This is a genomic window from Paenibacillus gallinarum (assembly GCF_014836635.1).
GTDB lineage: Bacteria > Bacillota > Bacilli > Paenibacillales > Paenibacillaceae > Paenibacillus > Paenibacillus gallinarum.
Window position 1 is genome coordinate 159,356 of the sequence record NZ_JACSQL010000006.1, and the last position, 26,021, is coordinate 185,376.

Sequence of the window (26,021 nt, forward strand, 5' to 3'; positions counted from 1 at the left end):
AGTAAGTCAAAGAAGGCATGCCCATTATATAACTCTAGAAAGGATAGTTTTAGTTTATAACTTTTTTAATTAAGGAGTTGTTGTATTGTCATATATAGATAAACTAGTTTCTCAAGTATTATTGGTTGTTAAAACTTTTGGATTAGATGAAATTATACCTGTTATTCTGAGTAATGGAGGCAATCTGATTATTCATTTGGCTCCCTATCCCATTGTTGCCCGATTAGCCAATGTTATTACACAGGAAGAAGCAAATATCGCATATAAGAGACTCAATAGGGAATTACAAATAGCACGACACCTTCAAATCAGGAACGTTCCCGTGTTACTACCTACTGATCTTGTTGATGCAGGACCCCACAATGTTGATGACACATGGATGACGCTTTGGAACTATGTACCTCCTATAGAGTTACAACGTCCATCACCGAGTGAAAGCGTTGAACTCGTAAGTAAACTTTCCATAGCAATGAAGGACTTTTCTGAAGAACTTCCCGTACTTGGTGTTTGGGAACGGACTTGTCGATCGGCTGCAAGATTGATGAAGAACTCGGACCCACGTATACAAGCCTTACTTGAAATGTTTCATGAAGTAGATAAAAAGATGCGATTAGAAACAAGTGTTTTCATACCATCCCATGGAGATGCCCACGCTGGAAATTTAGTTCCAAGTACGGAAGGTTGGATCTGGACGGACTTTGAGGATGTATCATTGATGCCCGCTTACTGGGATCTAGCATCATTTGTTGGTAATCTCGCCTTGTTTAATGGATTTAAAGATCCAACTTTAAGTTACATGTTGAGTAATAAAGAGGTCATCTTGGATCCAAAAGCATTTACTTTTGCCCTGACCGCCCGCATATTGATGTCTACAATTGGTAATTTAGATTACGCTTTTGAAGGTTATGGTGATTTGGAATTTGCTACTCAACAGTTAGAGCTCGCGGGAGATTTCATTAGTCATATAAATATATGAAAATAGTTACTGATATCCTATAACATTGCTTTTCACATAAGGAGGGGTTAAAAATATGTATAGTTCGTACGGAGAACTTTGTACTGAAGTTTATGATCTTAGTAAACCATTGGGTTACTCTGTTGGAGATGTAGAGTTTTATTTAGAACGCTTATCTAACATTAAAGGAAAAGTCCTTGAAGTTGGTTGCGGATCCGGCAGAGTTTTAATCCCACTACTCCGGGCAGGAATTGACATAGAGGGGTTAGATAATTCCGCTGCGATGATGGACTCCTGTAGAAGAAGATGTGACGAATTAAACCTGGCTGCTACACTGTATAACAATGAAATGCAAAATTTTTCTTTAACGAAGAAATATGATGCTATTATCATTCCTGGGGGTTCGTTTCAATTAATAGAAGGCCGGGAACAAGCGATTACTACTTTAAAACATTTACATTCCTATTTAACGCCTGGGGGCAGGTTGATAATGGATTTGTTTATCCCCACTGATTTAAATGTACATTTCACCTCTACTAGGACGTGGAATACTGCTAACCATGAAGTAATTATTTTGGAAGAGAGAAGGACCGAAGTGAATATACTGGAACAGAGAATAGTGTCGTTATTGAAATACGAGAAATGGAAAGAAGGGAATCTAATTCAGACAGAATTATAACGCTTACCTTTAAGTTGGTACGGAAACTATGAATTCGACTGTTTACTTGATAGATTAGGTTATGAAGAAATCATAAAGTCAGCTAATTATAAGTTTATGAATACACCTTCAATTGATGGACAGATGATAACATATGAAGCCAGGAAAGCTTTAGTATAAGTGGCACAAGTCTAAACTTCTCATAACAAGGCACTACAGATTTACGAATTCACTCTTGAGCCCTAAAAAGGATTTGCTAGAAATCTATTCACGCGATCCATTCAATCAGCAAAGTATAACAATTCAGACCTACAGTCCGTATTACGCAGAAAGTTGGAAATGACAGAATTCAGAATTCAGTCTAATGCCCCTATTTCCGCGACAGACATAGGAGAAACCACTAGTGAGGTGAGATAAATGAAAAGATGGGCTACATTTATATTATTTGTATCATTGTGTATGTTGATGGGATGTGAGTCTTCTACCATAGAATCTGATAAAATTACCGAAAAAAAAGTGGAGCAAATATCAGAGAAAATATCGATCGCATATATTAATTTTGACAGTGAAGAGTACTCTATTATGAAAGCAGCAGGTACAGATCATGTAATGATATTTTCAATAGATTATGGAAATGTAAATGTAGAGAATATCAATTATTGGATTGATCATTATAAAGATGGAGAGTTTTCCGGAACAATGTTAGATATGGGTTCTCAAATAACGACTGATACGAAAAGTAAGCTGTATTTTTCAACTATAAACATGGATACAAAACAAGAATTATGGACCATGGCATTAAGACAAAATGGAAACATCAGTAGCGGAAAACAAATGAATACCAATATGGATTTTGGTAGCACGATAACGGAACCAATAACCCAGAATACTTCAGCGGATTTAAATCAAGTTATTGACTTAGGAATGATGATCAGAAATAAAGATAAAAATTCGTTTGGCTCACACGAAGATATGGAGAAAACAATTGAACAGAACGAAGACGTTTACATACTAAGGTGTAAGATAAGTTAGGAAGATAAGGTGGTGATTTTACGTATGAAGAAAGTAGTTGTTACTTCTTTATTAGTACCACTAATATTAAGTGGATGTTCATTAAATGAAGAATTCAACAATGAAGGCAGGCCAGACTCAACCAATGAGGAGGGTACTAATCCTACAAATGATACCATTATAACAGGATATATTATTGATAAGGAAAAAGAGCGGCTACTTGTTGTTGAAGGATTAGATGAATCAGAATTTAATATCACTCAGCAGACAGTTGATGAAATATTAAAAATTGCTAATCCAAATGCAACTTGGGTTTCTATCGGAGATATTAAATACAATGATTTTAACGTCGGTGAACAAGTTAAGATCACAGTAGATGGGGGAGTAAATACATCGTTTCCTGCGAAAGCATCTGCTAAGAAAATTGAATTAGTTAAATAAACTATTTTGGGCATAAATTGTTGCGAATTAGTTTTTCGCCCGGTCGTAGCACTTATGCTTTCGATTCTTTTAGTGCAGTAAGACATCGCTTCTTTTAATTTCTCATCGTTTAATCTGTTTGCTATTGTACAGTGAGGTACCCAGTTATTAGGAAGATATGGAGACTCAGCATTCATTCGATATTTTTCAAAGAAACTGTGATGATTAGCATGGAACGTTAAAATTCTTTGGAAGGAACAGGGGGAAGGAATAAAATCCCTGTATTCAAAAAGGTCCCTATTGAGTTCATAGTAATTGAAAGTTGTTTTTTAGATTCATAAAAGAAGTCAAAATCGCTTATGAATTGATCGATATCTACGTTTGAGTCATAACCTGCTATCGTAATATGAGGTCGTCTATCTTGTACTTCTTCTGCATATTTGGAAACGGCATGATCACTCAACTCTTTCCAAACTTAGTTTATATAGAGCTCTGTATCCTGGTCAAAATGTGCAACTACTCCGTACATTTCTATAACCCCCTCAATAACTATAACCCCGGCAATGAAGAGTATTCAACGGCTCCACTTAGCAATCCTCCCCGATTTACAATTATAAGCAGAAAGCCGAAGTTTGGCGTTCATGTCGGTCTCATTACCGGATGAATAAAATCAAACTAAATCGAAAAACCAACCGTTAATCCTAATAAGAACGAAAACTTTTCCTTAAGCATCCAAAGTATTTGAAATACAGAAAGATAGGGTGAAATTCAAGGGATCAATATAAATTGAAAATCTAGACGGGAGACATAGATAAATGACTGAAGAATTAAACCAGAACATAAATAAAAAATATGAAATCAAAATACTTAAAGCGGAGTATATACAAGTGACCTATTGTATTTATTTAACTATTATGGTCGTGTTCACTTTTGGAATAGATAGTTTATTAAATGCCTTTTTTGTTATTTTCGTACCTTTATATACCTTATTAAATATAGTAATGCTGTTAATGAAGATTTCAAGAAAAAATAATGAGCTGCAAATACAAGAAAATGGAATTCAGATCAATCATATTGAAGTACCAAAACAGAAAATCGAAAAGATTATTATCCAAGGCTATTTTGTACAGAGTGTCGGTATTAAGTTGTATGGCAGAAAATTTGTTTCAATGAATTTACATTTTAGATTCAAGGATAATGAAGAAGTTAGCATAGAAGAATTAAAACAGTGGGCCAATATGAACCAGATAAAAGTAACTAGTGGGAAAATCTATAGATTGATGTAAATATCACTGGCATCAGATAACACAGCATTTCTACTTCGAGAATTCGCCCTTGATCCCCAACAGGTGAGTAAATGAATTCCTAAACAATTGAGACGCCGAGAATACGGAAATGCAATAGGAAATCTTCGTAAGGAATTATGTAAAGGAGAATTTTGATGCTGAATCCAAAACCAGTAATTATTGAAGAATACAATGAAGAATGGCCAAAAGCATTCAAACTAATAGAATCAGCTTTATCTGACGAGCTTGATGGTCTAGTAATACGAATTGAACATGTTGGAAGCACTTCAGTACCGGGTCTTGCAGCCAAGCCAATTATTGATATTGACGTAGTAATTGAATCTATGGATTACTTGGCAAAAGTGATCAAAAAGCTAGATCTACTAGGATATCTACATGAAGGTGATCTAGGCATTAAGAATAGAGAAGCATTTGCAAGAAGAGACATTTATGTACCCTACAGTAGTGAAGGTAATGTACAGTATGAACATCATTTATATGTATGCGATGAAGAAAGTGTAGAACTAAATAGGCATATAATGTTTCGAGATATATTAAAAAATAATCCTCTACTAGCATCTGAGTATGCAAATTTAAAGATCGAACTCTCCAATAACTTTACTCTTAATCGCAAAGCTTATACTGAAGGAAAGACAGAATTTGTTACGAGGGTAATGAATGATATATTACGACATACACCAAAGGATGGAATAAATGATTAAAGGAATCTTATTTGATTTAGATGGAACACTGCTAGATCGCGCTACGTCTTTAGTTAGTTTTCTTGAAAACCAGTACGATCGTATTCATGCTTTTCATAAAGTTGAGAAACACGTTTTTATAGATAGATTTGTTCAATTGGATCAAAAAGGATATGTTTGGAAAGATAAAGTTTATCAACAGCTCATAGAAGAGATAGGAATAGATTTAAGCTGGCAAGAATTATTAGAGGATTACGTAGAATCATTTCAAGATCATTGCATTGGTTTTTCAGGGCTATTTGAAATGCTCGATCACTTAAAAGAAAAGAACCTTAAGCTAGGTATTATTTCAAATGGATTTGGTCGTTTCCAGATGAATAATATTACAGGGCTTAAGATTGATCATTATTTTGATGAGATATTAATTTCAGAGACGGAAGGACTAAGAAAACCGGATATTAAGATTTTCAAGACAGCATTAGACCGCTTAGGTTTAGAACCTAAAGACTCAATATTTTTAGGAGATCATCCAATTAACGATGTAGAAGCGAGTATTAACGCTGGTATGTTAGGTATATGGAAAGAAGATGACTTTTACGAAAGACCATCAAGTGAATATAGATCAATAAAGAACTTGTTAGAATTAAAAGATATCTTCGCAAACATTTCAAATTAATAGAAAGGGAAAGAACTTTATGAAAACCACAGATGCATTTTCGAAATCAGTAAATCAATATATGAACTATACTAAGATGCCATGGGGACGACTATTTTATCAAACAGCGTGGCACCAGATAGATAAATTCTTTATTGAACAACCACAAAGCATTTTAGATGTAGGTTGTGGTTTTGGGATATCTTCTAATGAATATGCCCTTAGAGGCAATAATGTAACTGGAATTGAACCTACCATGCATATGATTGAAATCGCAAAGCAAAACTCACAGTCAGTCAATTATATATGTAATTCATACGAAAATATGGTTGGTAAAATCGGAAAATACAACTGGATCTTTTGTCACAATGTACTAGAGTACGTTGAACAGCCGAGTCATTTTTTTTACCTTATAAGTAATTGTCAGAATAAAAATGGATTGTTATCATTAATAGCTCATAATCCAACAGCTAAAGTAATGAAAAAAGCAATTATCAATAAAGATCCTGAGAGTGCATTAGCTACTATTGGGAATGAAAAGGATTACAGTAATGTTATACAGACGGATATAACGATATATACTTTTGATCAGCTTTCATCGTGGTTATCCGAATCAGGATATGAAATTGTAGGTCATTTTGGAATACATAACCTCTATGGATATATCACAGATAATAATATAAAACAAAGTGAAGAATGGCATAACAAAATGATAACACTGGAATTTGAACTTGGGTGCCACGGACCGTATAGAGATATTGCCATATTTACACACATAATCGCAAAAAAGATAGTTTGAATTATCTCTTAATGTAAGCAACTCCTACTAAGAGCTTATATTCGCACTTTGAGTCATTTGACCTCAAGCCTGGGGGAGTCTTCGATCATGGAATGAATAAATGATGTGTAAAAAAAGAAATAGACGGTCCTTAAAGACCGTTTTTTTGATTTGACTAGACCTGTCCCGTTTCTCCATAAGCCTTAAGAGATCCTAGATACAGAAACGTTATCGGAAATCAACGCAAACTTGGAAAATCAATAGTATTTACTTATTCGTTGATATTGTAAATCGCTCGTTTCGATTAACCGCTAATAACGGCGTCAGGTGAATAGTATTATTGCAGCTTACTTCTCATAGTGTTTCAGCAATGATATTGCAATCTGATTACTGTCTTCTTCTCTGTAAACATATTCATATTGTGAAACCTTACGAAAACTTGGCTTGCAGAGTTATTTCGAAAAGCTAATTCTGAAGGAGGAAAGTAATTATGGAAGATCAATGGAGAATTGCGGAATATGATTCGGAATGGAAATCATCGTTCCTAACGCTTGGAACTAAATTAAGAAATGTACTTGGCAAAGCGGCTGATCGTATTGACCATGTTGGTTCAACTTCGATTGAAGGAATGGATGCAAAACCGATAGTCGATATTCAGATCTCAGTCACGGATTTTGATAATGAGTTATTATACCGTGAGCAGATTGAAAGTTTAGGGTTTAAAATGAGAAGAGAGAATCCAGACAAGACGAAGAAATACTTCCGTGAAATTCCTGGTAGAAGAAGAACTCATATTCATGTTAGACGAACAGGTAGTGTTTCTGAACAAATGACGTTAATGTTTAGAGACTATTTGCGTACTCATCCTTTTGATTGCATGAAATATGCTGAAGAAAAACATCGCTTAATGAAGTTACATAGTAAAGAACGTAGTAAGTATGTAGAAGGTAAAGGACCTATTGTATGGGAGATAATGCAAAAAGCACATGCATGGTCAATGGATGTAGGCTGGAAACCTGGCCGGTCAGATATGTAAGTGATTCAAGTGAAAAGGAGGATGGATTATGCCAACCACTTCAATAAATCTAAGACCCTTAACTATAGATGATTATAATATTGTTTTAAATTGGAGTAAGGATGATGCATTTTGTTCATCAAATGGCTGGGAAAAGAATAGAGATCCTGAAGAGCTATTTAGATGGTGGAACAATTGTATAGATGTAGTGACAGATGATTTTATAAGAATGGGAATAGAAATGAATAAGCAATTATTAGGTTATGTAGACTTAGCTTATATTAAGGATAATACTGCCGAATTAGGTATAGCCATTGGTGATAGTAGACTGTGGGGAAAAGGAATAGGGTTCAATGCTGCACTAAGTATGATGGGATATGGAACAAAGGAATTAGGAGTCACAAGTTTTTACGCAGAAACACACGAGACAAATATACGAAGCAAAAAAATGCTGGGAAAGTTAGGTTTTAAGGAAATAAGCAGAATTGGTTTAGAAGAATATTTGGGTAAGAACGAACAACTTATACAGTACCGATATGATATTTAAGAACATAGGGGTTCACTTGGTATTTGAATATTCTGAAAATACGAGGAAAGCAATGGCACCATCATTTTTGGTGGCGCTATTCGTAGTTATATAAACAACGAACTATTACCGTCTTATCTCTCTATTGAATTTAACTAAATGCGAAAGAAGGAACAATATGATATCAATACATAGAGCTGAATATCATCAAAAAGCAACGTTACGAAACCTTATTGAATTATATAAATATGATTTTAGTGAATTTGATCCTGATGATGTCAATGAGAATGGGCTTTATGATTATATGTATTTAGATCACTACTGGACAGAAGAAGATAGACACCCTTATTTTATTCGGGTTGAAGGACTGCTTGCTGGATTTGTTCTGATTAGAGAAGTAGGGCAGATTGACAGGACGATAATTTATTCAGTTGCTGAATTCTTTGTAATGAAGAAATATAGAGAACAAGGAGTTGGGCAATATGCAGCAGTTGAATTATTCAATAAATACAGAGGGTTTTGGAAGGTAGCTCAGATTGAATCAAACATACCCGCTCAAATATTCTGGAGAAAGACAATTGAAAGGTATACAAATGATAATTATCAAGAAATTAGAGAAGTTGATTGGGAAGGTCCGATCCAAACCTTTTCAACAGTAACTTGATACATGAACGTCTTGGACAACATTGCTAAATATATTACAAAATAAAATAAGTGCGAATTAAAAAATGAAATTAGAATTGCCAAATGTGATACAAATGATAAGCAAGAATAGAACTGCAGATTAGTGGAGGTATGTCATTGAGTAGAAAATTCACTTTGTTGTCGCTTGGATTCTTATCCTTCTTATTAATTCTCTTTATAATGGGCTGCTTTTTGATTAGTTATAGCACTCCCTTAAAATCATATGGTATGTCAAATAACGATGAACATACAACCATATATTTTGAAATAACAAATGAAGGCCGTTCCGCCCTGAAACTCATGGAAGTTAAAGTGAATGACAACCTAGAACCTTCTCATGTTGAATTGGGAATTAGTTATAACGGACGATTGGTAACTGCAGGATTTGAGAATGAAAAAAGAACAAAGTTGGTGGGGATTAACGAAGAGCTTATTCACCCAGAGTTATTGAGAGACCAAACACTAGCTTTAATACAGGATGACGAAAATCAAATTCCCATCCATTATGGTATACGGATCATAAATAATAAAACAATTCAAAACGTAACAATAAAGTACAAGTATTATGGCATGACAAAGGTCGCTAATTTTGAGTTGGAGCCTTCATTAGGGAGATATTAAGATGATAGAAATACAAGCATTAATTGAAAGAACAGGAAGACAAATCGAGAAGAAATTTTGCGTTAGCGACTGGTTAATGCATATAAATTCAGAACCAGAAAGTAGATATGTTAACATAGATGATCGTTTGGATATGTCTGAATTGATAAACAATAATGATTTCTCTGGAAAGCATCTACAATTGCTTTTTCTGATTAAACACAATCAAGAGTACATTTTAGGTTATAACGTTCCAAGTGGGTATAATTTATGGTCTGATTTTCTTAATGCAGCTGAAGACTTTGCTAATTACGGAAGGTCAAAACGTTCCTATGGGGTTGATCCATTGATTATGGAAATTAGGTCTGTAGGAAAGGAAGAATTGAATTTTTCTATTTATTATGAAATGGATCGTTCAAAGAAGTATATAGACGTGATGCTACCAACACAAGAATTTATGATTTCGTTAGCAAGCTCACTTAGAGATTTTTTGGTGAAAATGATTCATGAATATAAGGTTGATATCGGAGACGAAGGTACAATAATACGGGTAGAAAATCTGATAAAGAAATATGATAGATAGGTCATTTCATTCAGTTATTAGAAATGGGGGAGTGAAGATGAAAAGTTTTTATATTGCATCAAGCTTCAAAAATATAGAAACCGTACGCAAGGTAAGCGAACAATTAAGACATGAGGGTTTTACTCATACATACGACTGGACTACTAATAGCAATATTACTTCAATTGATGAACTAAAAGACATAGGGAAGAAGGAAATAGACGCAGTCATGTGTTCTGATTTTATTGTAGTTTTATTTCCCGCAGGTAAAGGAAGTCACGTCGAACTCGGCATTGCAATTGGAAATGGGATTAAAGCCTATCTATACTCACAGAATGATGAAATTAACGACTTGGAAACGACGAGTACTTTTTATCATGTAGACGGAGTTAGAAAGTGCAACGGCACCGTAGAGAAATTAATACAAACCATATTAGAAGAACAAAAATAGACACAGTTGTTCGCCATGGATTCCAACACTTCTGAGGAATATATTCTAATTAAATCGTGATCATCATCTACTCGTTTTACACTCATCAAAACCAAGTTACATGGGTATCCATACGCTATCTTTATCTGGTTTAGTAGGAGTCACACGCAGAGCATGAATGTCCTTTCATGTTTAAGCATGTTAAAATAGGAAGGATAATGGTACATAAGGCATGGAGAAAAGGCAGGGAGCAATCTATGAAACCTAAACTTAATGATGTTGCAAAATTAGCTGGAGTTTCACCGACGACGGTTTCTCGGGTGCTTAATAATCGGGGCTATATTAGTCAGGAGACGAAGGACCGAGTTCAGGAAGCGATGCAGCAACTGAATTATTTTCCTAATGACGTTGCCAGGTCACTATTTAGTAAACGAACGAATTTGATTGGTTTAATCATACCGACAACAAGCAATCCTTTCTTTGGAGAGTTAACTTTTCATATTGAGAATATCTGTGCGTCACTCGGCTATAAACTGCTGATTTGTAACAGCTTAAATCAGCTGGATAAAGAAGAAGCTTATGTAGATATGCTAATGCGCAATCAAGTTGACGGTATTATCGTAGGAACACATAACCGAGGTATTGTAAATTATGATCAGAAAAATATAGCGGTTGTTGCGATTGATCGCTTCTTATCGGATACGATTCCTGTTGTTGGATCAGATAATTACATGGGCGGGAAAATGGCTTCAGAGCTGCTAATTGATAAGGGATGCCAACATATCTTGCACATTAATGGACCTGTAGAATTGGAAACGCCGGCAAGCTTAAGAAGAAAAGCTTATGAAGATGTGATGGCGCAGCATGGCCGGGAGGCAATTACCTATGAAGTTCATGATCCTTTCAATCAACAAAACCATTATGAACCCATTGAGCGCTTGCTGAGTGAGCACCCTGAAGTAGATGGGCTGTTTGCGAGTAATGATTTGGTGGCAGCATCATTTATTGCTCAAGCAAGGAAGCGTGGCAAACGCGTCCCTGAAGACATTCGGGTAATTGGTTATGACGGTACAGAAACGACACGTAACTTACTCCCAGAACTAACAACGATTCAGCAGCCTATTCAGGAGATTGGAAGAGCTGCAGTCGAGCTGCTTATCAAAGAAATTGAAGGACAATTCAATGACGTCCCACGAGAAACTTATCTACCTGTGAAACTTATTGAAGCTAGTACAGTATAGAACGAAGTTGAGACCTAGCAGTAAGCAGGCTGTTACAAGAAGGACATGTCATCAGTGAAATTGAGATAAAAGGAGAGTACTCCTTTTTCTTTTTAAACAGTATCTCAATCGGTTGACATATGAAAGCGGTTGACATATAATCGTTTTGTAAGCGTTAACGTGTTTACATCACATTAAATGTTCAACTTAGAGGAGCGTACGATATGAGACATTCAAAGAGCATGTACTGGAAACTAAGCGCCTATTTCTTCTTTTTCTTCTTTACATGGTCAGCCAGTTATTCATTGTTTTCGATTTGGCTCGGGCAAGAAATCAATCTGAATGGTGCTGAAACAGGTATTATCTTTACTGTAAACGCTATCTTTGCATTATGTATGCAACCGCTTTATGGCTTTATCTCCGATAAAATTGGACTTAAGAAACATATTCTATTTTTAATTAGCGGTTTGCTCTTAATCGTTGGTCCATTCTATATCTTTGTTTATGGGCCATTACTACAGTACAATGTATTTCTTGGCGCCATTGTAGGCGGATTATACTTAGGTGTTGCTTTCTTGGCAGGAATCGGGGCTATCGAATCTTATGTTGAGAAAGTCAGTCGCAAATATGACTTTGAATATGGCAAATCTCGTATGTGGGGCTCGCTAGGTTGGGCAGCAGCAACCTTCTTTGCTGGACAGTTCTTTAATATCAACCCAAACATTAACTTCTGGATTGCATCGGTATCTGCTGTCATTCTATTCTTCATCATGATGTCAATTAAAGTTGAGATAACAGAATCCGAGATGGAACAGGCTGAGTCTATAAACTTTAGGCAAGTCGGGAATTTGTTTACAGATAAGCATTTTTGGTTCTTTATTGTATATGTCCTTGGTGTTACGTGTATCTACAATGTCTATGATCAGCAGTTTCCGATTTTCTTTTCATCGGCATTCGCTAGCATTGCATTAGGCAATCAGGTGTATGGGTACTTAAATTCCTTCCAAGTGTTCTTGGAAGCAGGAATGATGTTCTTAGCTCCGTTTGTTGTTAATAAAATTGGCGCTAAAAGAGGCCTAATATTGGCAGGGTTTTTAATGTCATTCCGTATCATGGGCTCCGGATTAGTTATTGGACCTTACGGTATTTCAGCTATGAAATTGATTCACGCATTGGAACTGCCAATCATGCTGATCTCTGTATTCAAGTATTTGGCTGCTAATTTTGACACGCGTTTGTCATCGATCTTGTATCTGGTAGGATATCAGTTTACGAGTCAGGTAGGAGCTTCGATTCTCTCACCAATTGCCGGTGTGCTTTATGACATCAGAGGGTTTGCGAACACATACTTGTTTATGGGTATAATCGTACTTGCCTTTACAACAATCTCAATCTTCACCTTAAAGAGAGATCCAAAAAAGCCTAATCATCTGGAACCTCAAACTCAAACTGGTTCGAATATGGAAATAGCATAGGAGGAAAACAAATGAACACATATCACAACAATACGAAGCAAGCGGAGAACGCCTTGAAAGAGGCAGAAGCGAAAATGAACAAGCGTTACCGTTTAGGGTATCATATTATGGCGCCAGCAAACTGGATTAACGATCCGAATGGATTGGTTCAATATAAAGGTGAATATCACGCCTTTTATCAGCACCATCCGTATGATGAGAACTGGGGACCCATGCACTGGGGCCACGTTAAGAGTAAAGACCTTGTACATTGGGAGCATTGTCCGATTGCATTAGCGCCTGGAGATACATGTGATCTTGATGGCTGCTTCTCTGGAAGCGCTGTAGATAATAACGGCGAACTGACACTCATCTACACCGGACATCACTATATTGATGAACCAAATAATATCTTTTTCCAGAATCAAAATGTGGCCGTAAGCACGGATGGTATTCATTTTACAAAAATAGAACAGAATCCTGTAATCGCTGAGCCTCCGGCAGACAGTTCTCAACATTTCCGTGATCCAAAGGTTTGGAAGCATGAGAATACATGGTACATGATCTTAGGGAATAGCACAAAAGATGAAGAGCCGCGTGTTATTTTGTATACTTCTCCTGATCTTAGAAAGTGGACCTATCACGGTGTGCTTCTGCAAGGAGACAAGAATATGGGCTTCATGTGGGAGTGCCCGGATTTCTTTGAGCTAGACGGCAAACATGTATTTATGTTCTCCCCGCAAGGTATTGATGCTGAGGGAGATAAGTACAATAACTTATTCCAGACGGGGTACTATGTCGGTGAATATGATTATGACACGAATGAATACAAGCATGGCGAGTTTATAGAGCTTGATAACGGTCATGACTTTTATGCAGTTCAAACCTTCCTAGATGATCAAGGTCGCCGTATTGCGATCGGTTGGATGGATATGTGGGAATCCGAAATGCCGACAAAAGCAGATGGTTGGTGCGGTGCGCTGACGATTCCACGTGTACTTACACTCGGTGAGAATAACAAGGTTCTCATGAATCCTGTTGATGAAATGAAGCTGCTTCGTCAAAGTGAACATATTGTTCTTCAAGATCAAGCTATTTCCGGAAGCTCATTGACGGAAGTTGAAGCTGATCTGCTAGAAGTGAAGGTCGTGTTCGACTTGACGAAAACAAGTGCGGATCTCGTAGGCTTGAAGCTTCGTGGTACTAATCATGAGGAAACAGTAATCACTTATTCAATCCCGGATCAGAAGCTTATACTTGATTGTTCCAAATCAGGCAAGAAAACAGATGGCGTTCGTCGTACAGCTTTAAGTGCTGAGGGTCAGCTGACATTGCATGTATATGTGGATCGCTCATCGATTGAATTGTTTGCAAATGAAGGACAAGCTACGATGACAAGCCGCATCTATCCGAGTGATAAGCTATTAGGCATTGAACTCGTAACCGAAGGCGGAGAGGCTAAGGTAAACGGAATGACATATTGGAAATTAAAAGATATCTGGCAAGCTGAATAACGATGAAACAAAAGACTGCTTTTCTGAGCCATTACAGTGACTCGAAAGCAGTCTTTTTTGTTTAGCAATGTAGTTATCAGCATATTATATTTATTCTGAAATGTAGGATTTTAAAAACTTTTATCGAGTGAACACGTTTAAAGCTATATTAGGATAAATAATGCTAGAGGAATTGAAAAGGACAGAAAGTAGTGATCAAATGAAATCTTATGCCATTATTACAGACATCCATGGAAATGCCTCTGCTTTAGCAGCAGTACTTGAAGATATAAAACAACGAAAAGCAGATCATATTTTTTGCCTAGGAGATATGGTAGGAATAGGACCGGACAGTAATGAAGTGATGTCAATGTTATTAGATACACAAAACATCTCGTACTAGGAAATCATGAACTCGCTGTGGCGGCAGCCTTTAGAGGCGAAGCTCCACCTCTCGGACATCATAATGAAAGAGCACATCATCAATGGTTGGCTGATCGAATAGATAAGCACTATATTGAATTTATTACCGATCTTCCTAAGAAGATAATATATGAGGTTTTAGGGTATACGTTTTATTTTGCTCATTATCATTTAGATATGACAGACCATTACCTTACAATTGAGAAAAATCCATCAATAGAACAACTGGATTCTTTTTATTCAAGTTCTGATTATGACCTCGTTTGTTTTGGACATCATCATGTTATTCACCATTTAACGTCAGATCGGAGGGTATATTTTAATCTTGGCTCCTTAGGTTGTAATCATAAACCTATCGCAAGATATGGTTTAGTAGAAGTAAGTGAATCAGGCATAAATGTGGAGAGCATTCAAATTTCATATGATAATACTGATTTTTTGAATTCATACGAAAAACTTAAAGTTCCAGACAGGGAATTTATATTGAAGATATTTCATGGAGCTTAAATATTCTGAAACTAATTTTTCAAACATAGAATTGATGATGACTTTATAAGTAATTGGGCGTGGAAGTGAAGATTTAATTGGGGGTGTTTCATATGAAATGGGTGAAATATCAAGATCCAAATAATAAATATGGAGCCAGGTTTACTTTTGGAGATAAAGATATACCTCTTCCAGAGACAGCGATTATATCAGTAACACGCGGAGAGAAATTTAATGTTTTCAGAACTATTATTAATGGAATCGTGAATGAGTTTATAAAGAAACAGCTGATTAAGAATGATAATTTATTATATGCAGAACTCTCAGGACAACTTCAAGGGGGAATTGGTCAGACCGTTACGGTATGGAAAGATGGAAAATCAATGAATAATTTCAGAACGAGAGGTTCTCATAAATTTGCGGAGAGATTTTTTTCATGGGTTTTTTATAGCGGTAAGGTTCAAGCCTATTTTTTAACTTGGAGAATCAAATACATTCCTACTGATCATGAAATTGAAGAAAATGTAAAGAAATATGGAAAACATTTTATCGGAGGAAAATTGGTTAGACAAGCTCAAAAACCTCCCAAAACACCTAATGAGTAATGTCCATCCATTTTGTGTTTAAGTTAAGTATTGTCCGGATTAAAAGGAGGCGAGATTCTGTATAACGTAAAACGACTCCTGTTCGTTGTCATTCTATTCATTGTGACTTTATTAAATACAGGGGAGGCATTCGCCGAAAGTTATCCTCGTGCAATCGCTTTGAATAACTACGTGTACCTAGTTTCCGGTGTAGAGATAGATATAAACAACATTGGCAAGGAGATTGGGAAGATTGAACGCCAAAGAGATCCCATGCCAAAGAAGAACGGTGAATCAAATGATACACCTGTTGGAAGTTTGATTTTTGAAATTAAGGATATCAATACTGAAGATATGGTAGCAGTTAAAATTGATAATAAGTTTTACTTTGCATCTCAAAAAAGTTCAATACAAAGTATCAGCGGAAAGACGTTACTACCGGTTTCAATTTTTAGTCTTACGGTTCTTATAGTCGTTGTATTTTGGATAAGAAGTAGAAAGCATTAATTAGAGGCTGAAATATTAATACTGCCCATAAGAGAGGGTTATTCTATGAAACGAAAAATATTCATTAGTATAACGACAGTTCTATATTTATCCATTCTCATAGCATGTCAATCTAGTCAAAATGCCAAGCCAAATGATATAGGCAATCAAATAGAGAAAAACTTGATGTCGATCATGGATAACAATAGTGTACTTGCATCAAGTAATCCCGCCGCCTATATTCAGGACAATCAAAATTTATATGATGAGATATTAGCATCCGGAGATAAAGGTTTGGAATTTTTACTTAACGAGCTCAAGAATAGTAAGGAAGATGGATTAAAGGAATGGATCATGGCGAAAGCATGTGAAGACATATTAAAGGATGAAAGACAGATCGAAGGCTGGAGTACAGGGAAAGAATGGCTTAGCAAATACGAAAGTCTATGACCAAGCAAGGATATGGATAACTTAAACAATCTATTTCCAATTGAGGCTGAAGGAAAAGCAGACTAAATGAAGGAGGCAGTATGGAGCTTAATCGTTCTATACTGCCTCTTAATATTGCGCTGAATAAAAATTCCAGGAAGTGGGATGGTAGAATTGAACCGTAAAATTATCGTCCCATTTGGAGTGTCACTCATCTATTTACAGTGTAAGCTCGTTGAAAGGCTATCGCCTTTTAGTAGAAAACTGTATAATATTGGAATGAGAATGCCGATTGAATGATACCTTCGTGAATCTCAAACATTTATCAGAAATATTTCAAACAAAAGGTGGTCAGCGTGAAGAAACTGACTGTTATGGGTATCCTCATCATTCTAACGACCATAGCAATTGTTCTTGTGATCAATCTGTATCCTAAGGAAGTAAATATAGACGAACAAGGTATAAAATACAGATTAGGAAAGGAACAGAAAGGATCTGAGCAACTTGTAGCTGTAAAGATTGAAGGAAAGTTATACAAGCGTATTTCTGGTGAAAGAAGATTTGAAGGAACGATAGACATTGAGGGTGAGGAAATTCCAGTTCCACCAGATCTGAGAAAGCTGGATATATTAATAGGAAACGATGGGTGGGGTGCAATTACTTATCCCTATTTTACATCCAGTAAAAAGAATGATGTGGTAGACCGTACAAATATTCATCCGTATGGATCACTCTTTATAAATAGCGATTTTAGTAAGGTAACTATTTTATTATCAGATCAAAATGGAAATGAGTCAGATGGGAATATAGGCGAGTCATGGAATAATGAAAATGGGTACATGATAACGGCCCCAGCAAGTAACCGGGTAGAAGCCATTCGTCTATCAAATGATCTAATGGAACAGTTTTTACAAGGATTAGTATTAAAGTGATGAGCTATCATCGGTATGAGGAAACACGAGAACACAAACATCTGATAACAACAGTTTGAGCAAGAGTTAAGTGTCCTGAATGCACAAACGAAAGATAAAATAACGAGAACTATCAAAACAATACTTGGAGGTCATTTTATGAAGGAACTAGCTAAAGAAATTTATGAAGTATCGCATTTAACTGGAGAGTTTCTATTAAGATCAGGGAAAGTATCTAACGAATATTTCGATAAGTATTTATTCGAGGCAAAACCTCATTTGTTATCCAAAATCGCATCAGAGCTTGAAAAATTGATACCTCAAGGCACTGAAGTCCTTGCAGGGCTTGAACTGGGTGGTGTACCGGTAGCAACGGCACTCTCTTTGAAATCAGGTATACCCGCAGCATTTGTAAGAAAAAAGGCCAAAGCATATGGTACTTGTAAATTAGCTGAAGGTATCGATGTGAAGGGAAAGCGAATTTGTATTGTTGAAGATGTGGTAACAACAGGTGGTCAAGTAATATTAAGTGCTAAAGACTTAAGAGAAGCCGGGGCAATCGTCACCGATGTTGTGATTGTAATAGAAAGAGACATAGAAGGCAGAAAGAGATTAGAAGCAGAAGGACTTACATTACATTCATTATTTAAGATGGAAGAGTTAATGGAGGCAGCTCAAGATGGCAGTGACTTGAATTTGATAAAGGAGAAGGCATGAATGTATGTCTACAGAAGTCTTGAAGGGAAAGACTTGAAAGCGATCTCTACATTTCCACAATCGGAAGAAGAATTGAAATATATAAGTCCGGGGTTTAATTACCCCTTAACACCCAATCAAATAGTAGATTTATCGAAGGATCGGTTAGAACCAACTGTAATTATAGAGCAAGCAACGGATGAGGTGATTGCTTACGCGAATATATATGGATATGACTTAGAAAAAAGTATCTGTTGGCTCGGTAATGTAATTGTCTCCCCTAAGTATAGGGGCCAAGGTGCATCCGCATATCTACTTAATGTCATGTTTGAAAAAGCCAAACATCATTTAGGAGTGAGAACGATACGATTAGCTTGTCATAATACAAATTCAAGAGGGTTAGCATTTTATTCGAAGTATGGATTCAAACCCTATGATATGAAAATTACCAATATAGACGATAAGAGAATAATTTCGATCCATATGAGCAGGGAACTTATTTAAAAGTGAATCCTAGTAAAGGGTGATTTCAATAGAAACAATACAGATAAAACCGATACATAAATACACGAATGAAGAACAAAAGAACCTTGGGGAATTTGGATATGTTACAGACTCTAAATATAGAGTAAGCAAAAGGGAAACTAAAGAAAGAACTGTGATCGAAATCGAATTAATTGAACTTGAAAGCATGATTCATAAATCATATACAAATAGTGAAGAGGATTACGAGCGTTATAGTAAGATCGCTTCAACGGGATATTCATTAGGGGCTTACATAGGTACTGAGTTGGTCGGGGTAGTAATAGCTGAGGAGATGCAATGGAATAATACATTATTGATTTGGCACTTCCAAGTCGCTGAAGACTGGAGAAAGAAGTCTATTGGAAAGCAGCTAATGAATGAATTAACGTGTCTTGCTAAGGTAAATAGAATTAGAGCAATCAATTTGGAAACGCAGAATACCAATGCGAATGCTATAAATTTTTATAGAAAATGCGGATTTGAAATAGAGGGGGTTGATTTGTCTTATTATACAAACAATGACGTTTTAGATGGAGAAGTCGCAATATTCATGAAGAGTAAGATAGGGTGAATAGAGGGAAATATCTCGTAAAATAGTAGCAATTGAGAATATGCATTAATCAATTTGCTGACTAGGAGGAAACAACATGTTGGTCCACAAAGGCACTCTACCACTACAAACGAAACATTTATTTTTACGTCGGTTTGCAGAGGATGATCTGGAATCCGTGTATAACAACATGACCAGTGATCCTGAGATGACAAAATATTTAGCATGGGATGTACATATGGATATCTGGATATACCAATCCTGAATTCTATCGATGGGCTATAGTGTTAGATAATGAAGTGATTGGATCCATCCATTTTCCTGAGTTATCTAATAAACATTCGAAGTGTGAGATTGGCTATTATATCGGCTCAAAGTGGTGGGGGAAAGGATTTACTAGTGAAGCTGCAAAAGAGATCGCAAGGTATGCTTTCGAAGAGATTAATGCCCATAAGTTAAAAGCATGGCACCATTCGGATAACTTTGCTTCAGGTCTTGTGCTGCAAAAGCTTGGAATGGTTTTAGAGGGAGAATTTAAACAGGAGATGATACTTAAAGACGGTACGTATAGTGATATTAAAGAATATGGGTTGCTTAAAGATACTTGGAATCATCTTCATCGATAACGATCACTAGGGTTTATTAGGTATTCTAAAAAGTTGTGGGCGGGCTTGTAATCTAATCATCTCTTCTAACAACCTATATTCGCTTACGAGATTGCCACATATTCTGGAGGGATTATTGATGATAAGAACAGCTAATAAGGAAGATATTGATCAACTCATTCGGTTGAGGTGGGACTATACAATGGAATACGATGTTGAAGGCAAACTCAAAAATGAAAATTATGATATCTTCTACAATGAATGCAGAGCTTTTTTATTAAATATATTTCAAAGTCGCAAGTGGTATGTTTGGATTGCTGAGGAAGACGGAATTATTGTATCAAATATATACATAGAGCTTATACATAAAGTTCCCAGACCAGGTAGAATCACGAATCCTTTTGCATATATGACCAATGTTTATACAAAACCGGATTATCGAGGAAAAGGCATCGGTAGTAACTTAATATCGCAAATCAATGATTGGGCTAAAGAAAGTAAATATGAATTTATTATCGTATGGCCAAGTGATGAAGGTGTAGATTTTTATAAAAGGAATGGATATCAGCATTGTAAGGAACCAATGGAAAATATGTTTTCTGAATAAATGTTAGATAGCGGACATTAGAATAAAATTAAGGAACCGGATCACATTGAATCTAGACTGATTCTTTCTACAAAGAAAATCTGGATATGAAACTAGGCGTATAGAAGAGGAAACCAAACTCAGACCGAATAGAAACGGTGAGCTTTATGTTTCGATGTTAAACCCTGTGAGATTATTTGAAGGCGCAGAGGCAATGCGAATTGAAGTTATGACTTTCGGCCCAAAAGAAGTGCTAAAATCGTACCCTTTTCAATTATCAGATATGAATTAAGCAATAAGGGGGAGTCACCGAGTGATCTATGATTTACAAGGGCAAGCCAATATGTCACCAGTTGTGGGTATGTTATATTCCGCTGTAAAAGAGAACAGCCACCGACTTACGTGTATTACTGATGGGATGTCACAAGAAGAAGTAGATTACAAAGGACCTGATAATAAATCGAACAGTACTGCTCAGTTAATAAAACATATCACCTATGTTGATCTGAACTGGGTTTATAGAATAAAGGAACAACCACTTCCTCAGTCATTATCAGAAAAATATGGTCCCATGATCGATGAAAATAATCAGCTCCCCATGGTTAAAGGGGTGTCTTTGAACACACTAATGTATAACTATGAACAAGTATTAAATATGTTGGAAGCAGCATGTACGCAGTTAATCGATGCGGATCTAGACAAAGTTGTTAATTTTGGACATGACAATGAAAAACAAGCAACTATACGATGGGTGATATGGCATATGGCTGACCATAGTCGATATCATCAAGCTCATATTAATCAGCTTCGAAAATGGTCAACGTTAAATAAGGGAGGGATTAGATGAAGGACTTTCAAGCTGTATTTATCGACCGTGACGGGACAATAGGTGGCACAGGTCATTTTATACATCCAAGTAACTTTAAACAATATGAAGGTGCTCAGGAAGCGATCAACCGGTTGAAGCAAGCAGGGTACAAGGTGTTTGCTTTTACGAATCAGCATAGAATCTCACGCAGTGAAGCAACTATAGAAGATTTTAGACATGAATTCGAGAAATATGGGTTTGATGATTCTTATATCTGTCCTCATAGTGAACAAGATCATTGTAACTGTAGAAAGCCTAAACCTGGTATGTTGCAGGAAGCAGCCTTAAAGCATCAATTAGACTTATCTAAGTGTGTGGTAATTGGTGATGTGGGGGAAACAGATATGCTAGCAGCTCATGCAGTGGGTGCAACTAAAATTCTGGTAAAAACCGGTTGGGGTACATCTTCTCTGTCCGATTACAGACATAATTGGCAAGAAGTCGAACCTGATTATATAGCGGAGCATATCAATGATGCAGTGGAATGGATACTAAATGCACATATCTAATGAATCTTGAAGGAGTTATATCTTTGAAGAAATATACCGAAATCGGAATCGGGAATACTTGGTTTGTTAGAACAGAGATTGAACACGACGACGGGTCGGAAAGTGAAATGAAAGGATTTATAAAGCCATTCAAAATGAAATCAGCATATATCCGGGTATGGATTGGTACGAATGTTTTGATCATTGATTCCAAGGAAGGCATGAAGTTCTCTAAGAAGGATAGAAGGAAATTTAAATTAATGATTGGATTCTCTGGATTATAAGAATGCTACAGGCGATCTCGGCGGAGGTGCTGGAATCTTCCTGATGTATGGAGGAGATTGTTTGTTTAAACGAGAAAATCAAGTGTCTATGGGTTGGTTATGGATAGCTGTATTGTTTGTGGTACTGATCCTAGGTTGCAATCACTTATATGGACACTCCTTATTGGATAGTTTCTTAAACTACATCGGGATTGGAAGTTGGTCTAAGGACAAACAACTAGGCTGGCACATCACATCATTTTTTACGATTCCTCTTATCCTGATAAGTATGTTTCAATCAACTAGGCATCTAAAGAAAAAATGCCCACATATCTTCATGACTTTGTTTATTTATACAATGGTATGGAGTGCGGTGTACCCTGATTTAACTGAATGGATCGTTAGTTTAGTGGAGTATTGATTAGATAGCAAATACAAAGCGTCCTATGCATGGATATAAGTTATCTAAGGCAGGGGCGCTTCATTAATACATATCGAATTAGGGATCCAGAAGACCGACACAAGAACCTTAATATATAGAAACCGATAAAACTAGGAGCCGAAATAGATGAGAAAGATTTTTATCATAGGAATTGTAGCTAGCGGCAAAACAACTCTAGCAAAGCAATTATCTAAGGACATGAATATATCTTGGTATGAACTAGATTCTATCGTTTATCATCAGACAGCGGATCGAAGAGTTAAACGTACACCAGACGAGCAGGTTGAGGTAATTATGGATATTGACCGAAAGGGACCCTGGATTTTGGAAGGTACTGATAGAGAATCATATCGCTGTTTATATGAAATGGCTGATACTATTATTTTTCTTGATCCTCCGTTATGGAAACGTCGAATTAGGATTTTTACTAGGTTCCTAAAACAAAAACTTCGTATTGAAAAGTGTAATTACATACCAGATTTGGCTATGTTAAAGATGATGTATAAGTGGACAAGTGATTTCGAGAAGGATAGAGAAGCTTTTGAAGCAAACTTGAGCTTATATAATCACAAACTTATCAGATTAACTGATAATAAACGTTATAAACAGCTTATAACAATGGATTTATGCTAGGTGATCTTGCTAAGTGGGAGTTGGCTTATGAATATTGTTCTTATAGGTATGTCTGGAGCTGGTAAAAGCACATTAGGTGTGTTGCTCGCAAAAACATTAGAAATGAATTATGTAGATACCGATATTGTCATACAAAATCATGAAGACAGGTTATTGCAAGATATCCTTGCTGAAGATGGTGTCTCTAAGTTTATGGAGATCGAAGAGATGGTAGTGTCTGGGTTAGAACTGGAAAATTGCATCATATCTACAGGTGGAAGTGTCATATATTCCGAAAAAGCGATGAACTTCCTTAAACAAGATGGGCAGATTATTTATTTACAACTTCCTTATGAGGAACTGGAAAGAAGACTAAGTGATATAACAACTAGAGGAATTGTGATAAAGGAAGGGCAAAGTCTGAAGGATGTTTTTGATGAAAGGATTCCTTTATACATCAGGTATAGTGATACAATTCTAGATTGCTCAAATAAAAGTATAGAAGATTGTGTAAGTGAATTGATTGGGGTCATTCATGAATGATGCTGTAATTAATTAATGGAGCAACTTTGAATCCATTACACGGGGGAGTAAGCGAATGAATCATTTTTTAGCGTTAAGGGATTTAACTCAAGAAGATATCTCAGAACTATTTAACATGACAGACCAAATAAAAAACGGGGATTTCAAGAGGGTTTTAGAAGGGAAGACGTTCGCTTTATTCTTTCCAAATACGAGTATAAGGACCAGGATAACATTTGAAAAAGGAATCAAAGAGCTTGGCGGGGAATGTATTCTTTTCCCTCCTGAGTCCCTCAATAAAAAGGAGAAACTCTCGGATGTAGTGGGATATCTGAATCAGTGGATCGATGGAGTAATCATTAGGCACCCTAGTTTTGAGGTAATGAATGATTTAGCGGAACATGCAGCAATCCCTATTATTAATGCCATGTCATCAGAAAATCATCCATGTGAAATTGTTGCTGACCTATACACGATCCGAACTATGAAGCCTAACTTTCAAGAACTCACCTACACCTTTATCGGTCCGCCGCAGAATATTCTAAATTCATGGATAGAAATAGCTGAAGTACTTGGTCTCACGTTACAACACGTTTGCAGCCCAGGAAATAGGGTCTGTATAGACGGTCAGAATTATCAGTTTTGGGCGGAGCTTGAAGATAAACTCGTGGGTAGTGATGTGGTGCTCACAGATTCGCTTCCTCCCGAATACCAAACCGATGATTATATTAAAAAATATCAAATAAATCTAGAGAGAATGCGGCTAACGAATCCAGGTGCCCTTCTCAATCCTTGTCCACCCTTCGATCGAAATCAAGAAGTTAGTGAAAATGTAATGGAGTCTGATTACTTTGTCGGGCATTCTTTTAAGAAGAATTTGTTATATGTTCAGCAAGCAATCATCATTCGATCTTTAGGTTTATCAATTGAAAACTAAGAGATAGTTATGGAGAAGGACAATGCCAATAAAGAAAGAAGTGAGATCATATGAATATTTTATTTCTGTGTACTGACAACTATACTCGCAGCGTAATTGCAGAGTTCTGCGCGAATAATTACCTGAAAACGAACCATATCACGGATATCACCGTTGCTTCGGCTGGAATTAGGGCCAGTAGTGATATCAGCAGCTATTCAGATCTTCATTTTCAGGTGATGAGGGACATGGACATTGATGTTTCACAGTTTAAGAGAACACAATTCGGAGAAAAGTCATTTGAGGATTATGATTTTATTATTGGAATGAGTGAATTACATAGGGACTTTGTAAGAAAAGAGTACAATCGGGACATCTATTTATTTAATGAAGTTTATAAAAGTCAAAATACTCCTGTAAACATAGGGGCTCCTGATGAGGAAGGTTTTGATGAGAAGATGATGGAATTGATCCAAATTTTCAATAACGCCATACCTGTTGTGATAAAAAATATAAAGGATTATCAAAATTAGGGAGGGCGAACTATGGGTTCGAGAATAATGCATTTGGTTATTGCGAATCGAATAGCAGAGAATCTGTCTATGAAAGACAGAACCTTATTTTTACTGGGGAGCATTGCTCCGGATGCAGTTTCACCTAAAGATTTATCCCATTTCTTTATTGGTGATGTACAAGATTTTTCTAGAAGTGTTGATTATCAAAGCTTTTTAGAAAAATATAGATCGCAAGCAGATTCTCCTTATATTAGGGGATATTACACTCATTTAATCGCCGATGATGTATGGCTGAGAGGTTTTAATCTTCCTTGGCTCCGAAACAGAATGGAAGCAGATAAAGAACTTTTCAATTTATATTACCATGATTTTTGGTTATTGAACGGGAAATTACTAGAGTACTATAATTTTACGAATGAACTGAGAAAAGAATTGAGTGTTGTTCCTGAAGTCTTGGATCTAGAAGAAGTTACGTCCAAAGAAGCACATGATTTCATTCCTTATGTATTAGACGATATGAATTATGATAAGGAAATGATAAAAGAGAATCTGAATGTGTTTACGTTTACTCAGATGGTTGGTTATATAGAGACATGTGTTGAACTTGGGACGTTTCATATACAACGTATTAATGAAGTAAAGAAGCTCAGATAACAATTCGTTAGT

Annotated in this window: 38 protein-coding genes; all 38 read left to right on the forward strand. The window is 36.3% G+C overall.

Annotated features, from left to right (window positions below; genetic code table 11):
- Positions 1 to 85 precede the first annotated feature (85 nt).
- The 38 genes from H9647_RS14560 to H9647_RS14745 all read left to right on the forward strand — a co-directional run bounded on the left by H9647_RS14560 (position 86) and on the right by H9647_RS14745 (position 26,009).
- Positions 86 to 976: a phosphotransferase gene (locus H9647_RS14560; protein ID WP_191801138.1), complete on the forward strand. Its 891-nt coding sequence runs from the start codon at positions 86 to 88 to the stop codon at positions 974 to 976.
- A gap of 55 nt (positions 977 to 1,031) precedes the next feature.
- Positions 1,032 to 1,634, forward strand: coding sequence for a class I SAM-dependent methyltransferase (locus tag H9647_RS14565; RefSeq protein ID WP_225229303.1), 603 nt, complete (start codon positions 1,032 to 1,034; stop codon positions 1,632 to 1,634).
- Positions 1,635 to 2,030: 396 nt separating this feature from the next.
- Positions 2,031 to 2,645, forward strand: coding sequence for a hypothetical protein (locus tag H9647_RS14570; RefSeq protein ID WP_191801140.1), 615 nt, complete (start codon positions 2,031 to 2,033; stop codon positions 2,643 to 2,645).
- A 24-nt stretch (positions 2,646 to 2,669) separates the two neighbouring features.
- A complete protein-coding gene (locus H9647_RS14575) occupies positions 2,670 to 3,065 on the forward strand; it encodes a YobA family protein (protein WP_191801142.1) in 396 nt (131 codons plus the stop codon).
- A 794-nt stretch (positions 3,066 to 3,859) separates the two neighbouring features.
- Positions 3,860 to 4,330 (forward strand): hypothetical protein, encoded by a 471-nt coding sequence (locus tag H9647_RS14580; RefSeq protein ID WP_191801144.1) that lies wholly within the window; start codon positions 3,860 to 3,862, stop codon positions 4,328 to 4,330.
- Between the two features lie 155 nt (positions 4,331 to 4,485).
- Positions 4,486 to 5,052, forward strand: coding sequence for a GrpB family protein (locus H9647_RS14585; protein ID WP_225229304.1), 567 nt, complete (start codon positions 4,486 to 4,488; stop codon positions 5,050 to 5,052).
- Positions 5,045 to 5,707: an HAD family hydrolase gene (locus tag H9647_RS14590; protein ID WP_191801146.1), complete on the forward strand. Its 663-nt coding sequence runs from the start codon at positions 5,045 to 5,047 to the stop codon at positions 5,705 to 5,707. Before H9647_RS14585 ends, H9647_RS14590 begins: the two co-directional genes overlap by 8 nt.
- A gap of 19 nt (positions 5,708 to 5,726) precedes the next feature.
- Positions 5,727 to 6,485 carry a methyltransferase domain-containing protein gene (locus H9647_RS14595; protein WP_191801148.1) on the forward strand — a complete coding sequence of 253 codons (759 nt, stop codon included), beginning with the start codon at positions 5,727 to 5,729 and terminating at the stop codon, positions 6,483 to 6,485.
- 469 nt (positions 6,486 to 6,954) lie between these two features.
- Entirely contained in the window at positions 6,955 to 7,500 is a 546-nt protein-coding gene (locus tag H9647_RS14600) for a GrpB family protein (protein WP_191801150.1), read from the forward strand.
- 28 nt (positions 7,501 to 7,528) lie between these two features.
- Positions 7,529 to 8,026, forward strand: a complete 498-nt coding sequence (locus tag H9647_RS14605; RefSeq protein ID WP_191801152.1) for a GNAT family N-acetyltransferase — start codon at positions 7,529 to 7,531, stop codon at positions 8,024 to 8,026.
- A gap of 157 nt (positions 8,027 to 8,183) precedes the next feature.
- Positions 8,184 to 8,669 carry a GNAT family N-acetyltransferase gene (locus H9647_RS14610; RefSeq protein ID WP_191801154.1) on the forward strand — a complete coding sequence of 162 codons (486 nt, stop codon included), beginning with the start codon at positions 8,184 to 8,186 and terminating at the stop codon, positions 8,667 to 8,669.
- Positions 8,670 to 8,806: 137 nt separating this feature from the next.
- Positions 8,807 to 9,310 carry a hypothetical protein gene (locus tag H9647_RS14615; protein WP_191801156.1) on the forward strand — a complete coding sequence of 168 codons (504 nt, stop codon included), beginning with the start codon at positions 8,807 to 8,809 and terminating at the stop codon, positions 9,308 to 9,310.
- A 1-nt stretch (position 9,311) separates the two neighbouring features.
- Positions 9,312 to 9,872, forward strand: a complete 561-nt coding sequence (locus H9647_RS14620) for a hypothetical protein (protein ID WP_191801158.1) — start codon at positions 9,312 to 9,314, stop codon at positions 9,870 to 9,872.
- Between the two features lie 37 nt (positions 9,873 to 9,909).
- The gene (locus tag H9647_RS14625; protein ID WP_191801160.1) at positions 9,910 to 10,302 is read left to right on the forward strand and encodes a group-specific protein; all 393 of its coding nucleotides are present in this window, start codon (positions 9,910 to 9,912) and stop codon (positions 10,300 to 10,302) included.
- Positions 10,303 to 10,538: 236 nt separating this feature from the next.
- Complete coding sequence (locus H9647_RS14630) at positions 10,539 to 11,522, forward strand: LacI family DNA-binding transcriptional regulator (protein WP_191801162.1); 984 nt, start codon at positions 10,539 to 10,541, stop codon at positions 11,520 to 11,522.
- Positions 11,523 to 11,725: 203 nt separating this feature from the next.
- Entirely contained in the window at positions 11,726 to 12,976 is a 1,251-nt protein-coding gene (locus tag H9647_RS14635) for an MFS transporter (protein WP_191801164.1), read from the forward strand.
- 11 nt (positions 12,977 to 12,987) lie between these two features.
- On the forward strand, positions 12,988 to 14,469 hold the full coding sequence (locus H9647_RS14640; RefSeq protein WP_191801166.1) for a glycoside hydrolase family 32 protein: 1,482 nt from the start codon (positions 12,988 to 12,990) through the stop codon (positions 14,467 to 14,469).
- Between the two features lie 172 nt (positions 14,470 to 14,641).
- On the forward strand, positions 14,642 to 14,851 hold the full coding sequence (locus H9647_RS26020; RefSeq protein WP_263621322.1) for a metallophosphoesterase family protein: 210 nt from the start codon (positions 14,642 to 14,644) through the stop codon (positions 14,849 to 14,851).
- Positions 14,852 to 14,868: 17 nt separating this feature from the next.
- Positions 14,869 to 15,378 (forward strand): metallophosphoesterase family protein, encoded by a 510-nt coding sequence (locus tag H9647_RS14650; protein WP_191801168.1) that lies wholly within the window; start codon positions 14,869 to 14,871, stop codon positions 15,376 to 15,378.
- A 92-nt stretch (positions 15,379 to 15,470) separates the two neighbouring features.
- Entirely contained in the window at positions 15,471 to 15,962 is a 492-nt protein-coding gene (locus H9647_RS14655) for a hypothetical protein (RefSeq protein WP_191801170.1), read from the forward strand.
- Positions 15,963 to 15,992: 30 nt separating this feature from the next.
- Positions 15,993 to 16,448: a hypothetical protein gene (locus tag H9647_RS14660; protein ID WP_191801172.1), complete on the forward strand. Its 456-nt coding sequence runs from the start codon at positions 15,993 to 15,995 to the stop codon at positions 16,446 to 16,448.
- Between the two features lie 45 nt (positions 16,449 to 16,493).
- Positions 16,494 to 16,877 carry a hypothetical protein gene (locus H9647_RS14665; protein ID WP_191801174.1) on the forward strand — a complete coding sequence of 128 codons (384 nt, stop codon included), beginning with the start codon at positions 16,494 to 16,496 and terminating at the stop codon, positions 16,875 to 16,877.
- 335 nt (positions 16,878 to 17,212) lie between these two features.
- Positions 17,213 to 17,788: a hypothetical protein gene (locus H9647_RS14670; RefSeq protein WP_191801176.1), complete on the forward strand. Its 576-nt coding sequence runs from the start codon at positions 17,213 to 17,215 to the stop codon at positions 17,786 to 17,788.
- Positions 17,789 to 17,926: 138 nt separating this feature from the next.
- Complete coding sequence (pyrE, locus tag H9647_RS14675; protein WP_191801178.1) at positions 17,927 to 18,484, forward strand: orotate phosphoribosyltransferase; 558 nt, start codon at positions 17,927 to 17,929, stop codon at positions 18,482 to 18,484.
- The gene (locus tag H9647_RS14680; RefSeq protein ID WP_191801179.1) at positions 18,485 to 18,967 is read left to right on the forward strand and encodes a GNAT family N-acetyltransferase; all 483 of its coding nucleotides are present in this window, start codon (positions 18,485 to 18,487) and stop codon (positions 18,965 to 18,967) included.
- 19 nt (positions 18,968 to 18,986) lie between these two features.
- On the forward strand, positions 18,987 to 19,559 hold the full coding sequence (locus H9647_RS14685) for a GNAT family N-acetyltransferase (RefSeq protein WP_191801181.1): 573 nt from the start codon (positions 18,987 to 18,989) through the stop codon (positions 19,557 to 19,559).
- A gap of 76 nt (positions 19,560 to 19,635) precedes the next feature.
- A complete protein-coding gene (locus tag H9647_RS14690; protein WP_191801183.1) occupies positions 19,636 to 19,803 on the forward strand; it encodes a hypothetical protein in 168 nt (55 codons plus the stop codon).
- 19 nt (positions 19,804 to 19,822) lie between these two features.
- Positions 19,823 to 20,164, forward strand: coding sequence for a GNAT family N-acetyltransferase (locus H9647_RS14695; RefSeq protein WP_318245314.1), 342 nt, complete (start codon positions 19,823 to 19,825; stop codon positions 20,162 to 20,164).
- A gap of 118 nt (positions 20,165 to 20,282) precedes the next feature.
- Entirely contained in the window at positions 20,283 to 20,750 is a 468-nt protein-coding gene (locus H9647_RS14700) for a GNAT family N-acetyltransferase (protein WP_225229305.1), read from the forward strand.
- A gap of 292 nt (positions 20,751 to 21,042) precedes the next feature.
- Complete coding sequence (locus H9647_RS14705) at positions 21,043 to 21,576, forward strand: DinB family protein (protein ID WP_191801189.1); 534 nt, start codon at positions 21,043 to 21,045, stop codon at positions 21,574 to 21,576.
- Positions 21,573 to 22,106 (forward strand): HAD-IIIA family hydrolase, encoded by a 534-nt coding sequence (locus tag H9647_RS14710; RefSeq protein ID WP_191801191.1) that lies wholly within the window; start codon positions 21,573 to 21,575, stop codon positions 22,104 to 22,106. Before H9647_RS14705 ends, H9647_RS14710 begins: the two co-directional genes overlap by 4 nt.
- Before the next feature lie 23 nt (positions 22,107 to 22,129).
- Positions 22,130 to 22,369, forward strand: a complete 240-nt coding sequence (locus H9647_RS14715; RefSeq protein WP_225229306.1) for a DUF3977 family protein — start codon at positions 22,130 to 22,132, stop codon at positions 22,367 to 22,369.
- Positions 22,350 to 22,769, forward strand: a complete 420-nt coding sequence (locus H9647_RS14720; protein ID WP_191801195.1) for a hypothetical protein — start codon at positions 22,350 to 22,352, stop codon at positions 22,767 to 22,769. The genes H9647_RS14715 and H9647_RS14720 overlap by 20 nt, the downstream gene beginning before the upstream one ends.
- Positions 22,770 to 22,916: 147 nt before the next feature.
- Complete coding sequence (locus H9647_RS14725; RefSeq protein ID WP_191801197.1) at positions 22,917 to 23,423, forward strand: P-loop NTPase family protein; 507 nt, start codon at positions 22,917 to 22,919, stop codon at positions 23,421 to 23,423.
- Positions 23,424 to 23,450: 27 nt separating this feature from the next.
- The gene (locus H9647_RS14730; RefSeq protein ID WP_191801200.1) at positions 23,451 to 23,945 is read left to right on the forward strand and encodes a shikimate kinase; all 495 of its coding nucleotides are present in this window, start codon (positions 23,451 to 23,453) and stop codon (positions 23,943 to 23,945) included.
- Between the two features lie 55 nt (positions 23,946 to 24,000).
- Positions 24,001 to 24,861 (forward strand): ornithine carbamoyltransferase, encoded by an 861-nt coding sequence (locus H9647_RS14735; RefSeq protein ID WP_191801202.1) that lies wholly within the window; start codon positions 24,001 to 24,003, stop codon positions 24,859 to 24,861.
- Between the two features lie 50 nt (positions 24,862 to 24,911).
- On the forward strand, positions 24,912 to 25,373 hold the full coding sequence (locus tag H9647_RS14740) for an arsenate reductase/protein-tyrosine-phosphatase family protein (protein WP_191801204.1): 462 nt from the start codon (positions 24,912 to 24,914) through the stop codon (positions 25,371 to 25,373).
- A gap of 12 nt (positions 25,374 to 25,385) precedes the next feature.
- Positions 25,386 to 26,009 carry a zinc dependent phospholipase C family protein gene (locus H9647_RS14745; RefSeq protein WP_191801206.1) on the forward strand — a complete coding sequence of 208 codons (624 nt, stop codon included), beginning with the start codon at positions 25,386 to 25,388 and terminating at the stop codon, positions 26,007 to 26,009.
- Positions 26,010 to 26,021: the final 12 nt, after the last annotated feature.

Excerpts from the sequence above, each read along its gene's own strand:
- H9647_RS14565 (WP_225229303.1), top strand. The coding sequence starts at position 1,032 with ATGTATAGTTCGTACGGAGAACTTTGTACTGAAGTTTATGATCTTAGT.
- H9647_RS14570 (WP_191801140.1), top strand. The coding sequence starts at position 2,031 with ATGAAAAGATGGGCTACATTTATATTATTTGTATCATTGTGTATGTTG.
- H9647_RS14575 (WP_191801142.1), top strand. The coding sequence starts at position 2,670 with ATGAAGAAAGTAGTTGTTACTTCTTTATTAGTACCACTAATATTAAGT.
- H9647_RS14580 (WP_191801144.1), top strand. The coding sequence starts at position 3,860 with ATGACTGAAGAATTAAACCAGAACATAAATAAAAAATATGAAATCAAA.
- H9647_RS14585 (WP_225229304.1), top strand. The coding sequence starts at position 4,486 with ATGCTGAATCCAAAACCAGTAATTATTGAAGAATACAATGAAGAATGG.
- H9647_RS14590 (WP_191801146.1), top strand. The coding sequence starts at position 5,045 with ATGATTAAAGGAATCTTATTTGATTTAGATGGAACACTGCTAGATCGC.
- H9647_RS14595 (WP_191801148.1), top strand. The coding sequence starts at position 5,727 with ATGAAAACCACAGATGCATTTTCGAAATCAGTAAATCAATATATGAAC.
- H9647_RS14600 (WP_191801150.1), top strand. The coding sequence starts at position 6,955 with ATGGAAGATCAATGGAGAATTGCGGAATATGATTCGGAATGGAAATCA.
- H9647_RS14605 (WP_191801152.1), top strand. The coding sequence starts at position 7,529 with ATGCCAACCACTTCAATAAATCTAAGACCCTTAACTATAGATGATTAT.
- H9647_RS14610 (WP_191801154.1), top strand. The coding sequence starts at position 8,184 with ATGATATCAATACATAGAGCTGAATATCATCAAAAAGCAACGTTACGA.
- H9647_RS14620 (WP_191801158.1), top strand. The coding sequence starts at position 9,312 with ATGATAGAAATACAAGCATTAATTGAAAGAACAGGAAGACAAATCGAG.
- H9647_RS14625 (WP_191801160.1), top strand. The coding sequence starts at position 9,910 with ATGAAAAGTTTTTATATTGCATCAAGCTTCAAAAATATAGAAACCGTA.
- H9647_RS14630 (WP_191801162.1), top strand. The coding sequence starts at position 10,539 with ATGAAACCTAAACTTAATGATGTTGCAAAATTAGCTGGAGTTTCACCG.
- H9647_RS14635 (WP_191801164.1), top strand. The coding sequence starts at position 11,726 with ATGAGACATTCAAAGAGCATGTACTGGAAACTAAGCGCCTATTTCTTC.
- H9647_RS14640 (WP_191801166.1), top strand. The coding sequence starts at position 12,988 with ATGAACACATATCACAACAATACGAAGCAAGCGGAGAACGCCTTGAAA.
- H9647_RS14655 (WP_191801170.1), top strand. The coding sequence starts at position 15,471 with ATGAAATGGGTGAAATATCAAGATCCAAATAATAAATATGGAGCCAGG.
- H9647_RS14665 (WP_191801174.1), top strand. The coding sequence starts at position 16,494 with ATGAAACGAAAAATATTCATTAGTATAACGACAGTTCTATATTTATCC.
- pyrE (WP_191801178.1), top strand. The coding sequence starts at position 17,927 with ATGAAGGAACTAGCTAAAGAAATTTATGAAGTATCGCATTTAACTGGA.
- H9647_RS14680 (WP_191801179.1), top strand. The coding sequence starts at position 18,485 with ATGTATGTCTACAGAAGTCTTGAAGGGAAAGACTTGAAAGCGATCTCT.
- H9647_RS14690 (WP_191801183.1), top strand. The coding sequence starts at position 19,636 with ATGTTGGTCCACAAAGGCACTCTACCACTACAAACGAAACATTTATTT.
- H9647_RS14700 (WP_225229305.1), top strand. The coding sequence starts at position 20,283 with ATGATAAGAACAGCTAATAAGGAAGATATTGATCAACTCATTCGGTTG.
- H9647_RS14710 (WP_191801191.1), top strand. The coding sequence starts at position 21,573 with ATGAAGGACTTTCAAGCTGTATTTATCGACCGTGACGGGACAATAGGT.
- H9647_RS14725 (WP_191801197.1), top strand. The coding sequence starts at position 22,917 with ATGAGAAAGATTTTTATCATAGGAATTGTAGCTAGCGGCAAAACAACT.
- H9647_RS14730 (WP_191801200.1), top strand. The coding sequence starts at position 23,451 with ATGAATATTGTTCTTATAGGTATGTCTGGAGCTGGTAAAAGCACATTA.
- H9647_RS14735 (WP_191801202.1), top strand. The coding sequence starts at position 24,001 with ATGAATCATTTTTTAGCGTTAAGGGATTTAACTCAAGAAGATATCTCA.
- H9647_RS14740 (WP_191801204.1), top strand. The coding sequence starts at position 24,912 with ATGAATATTTTATTTCTGTGTACTGACAACTATACTCGCAGCGTAATT.
- H9647_RS14745 (WP_191801206.1), top strand. The coding sequence starts at position 25,386 with ATGGGTTCGAGAATAATGCATTTGGTTATTGCGAATCGAATAGCAGAG.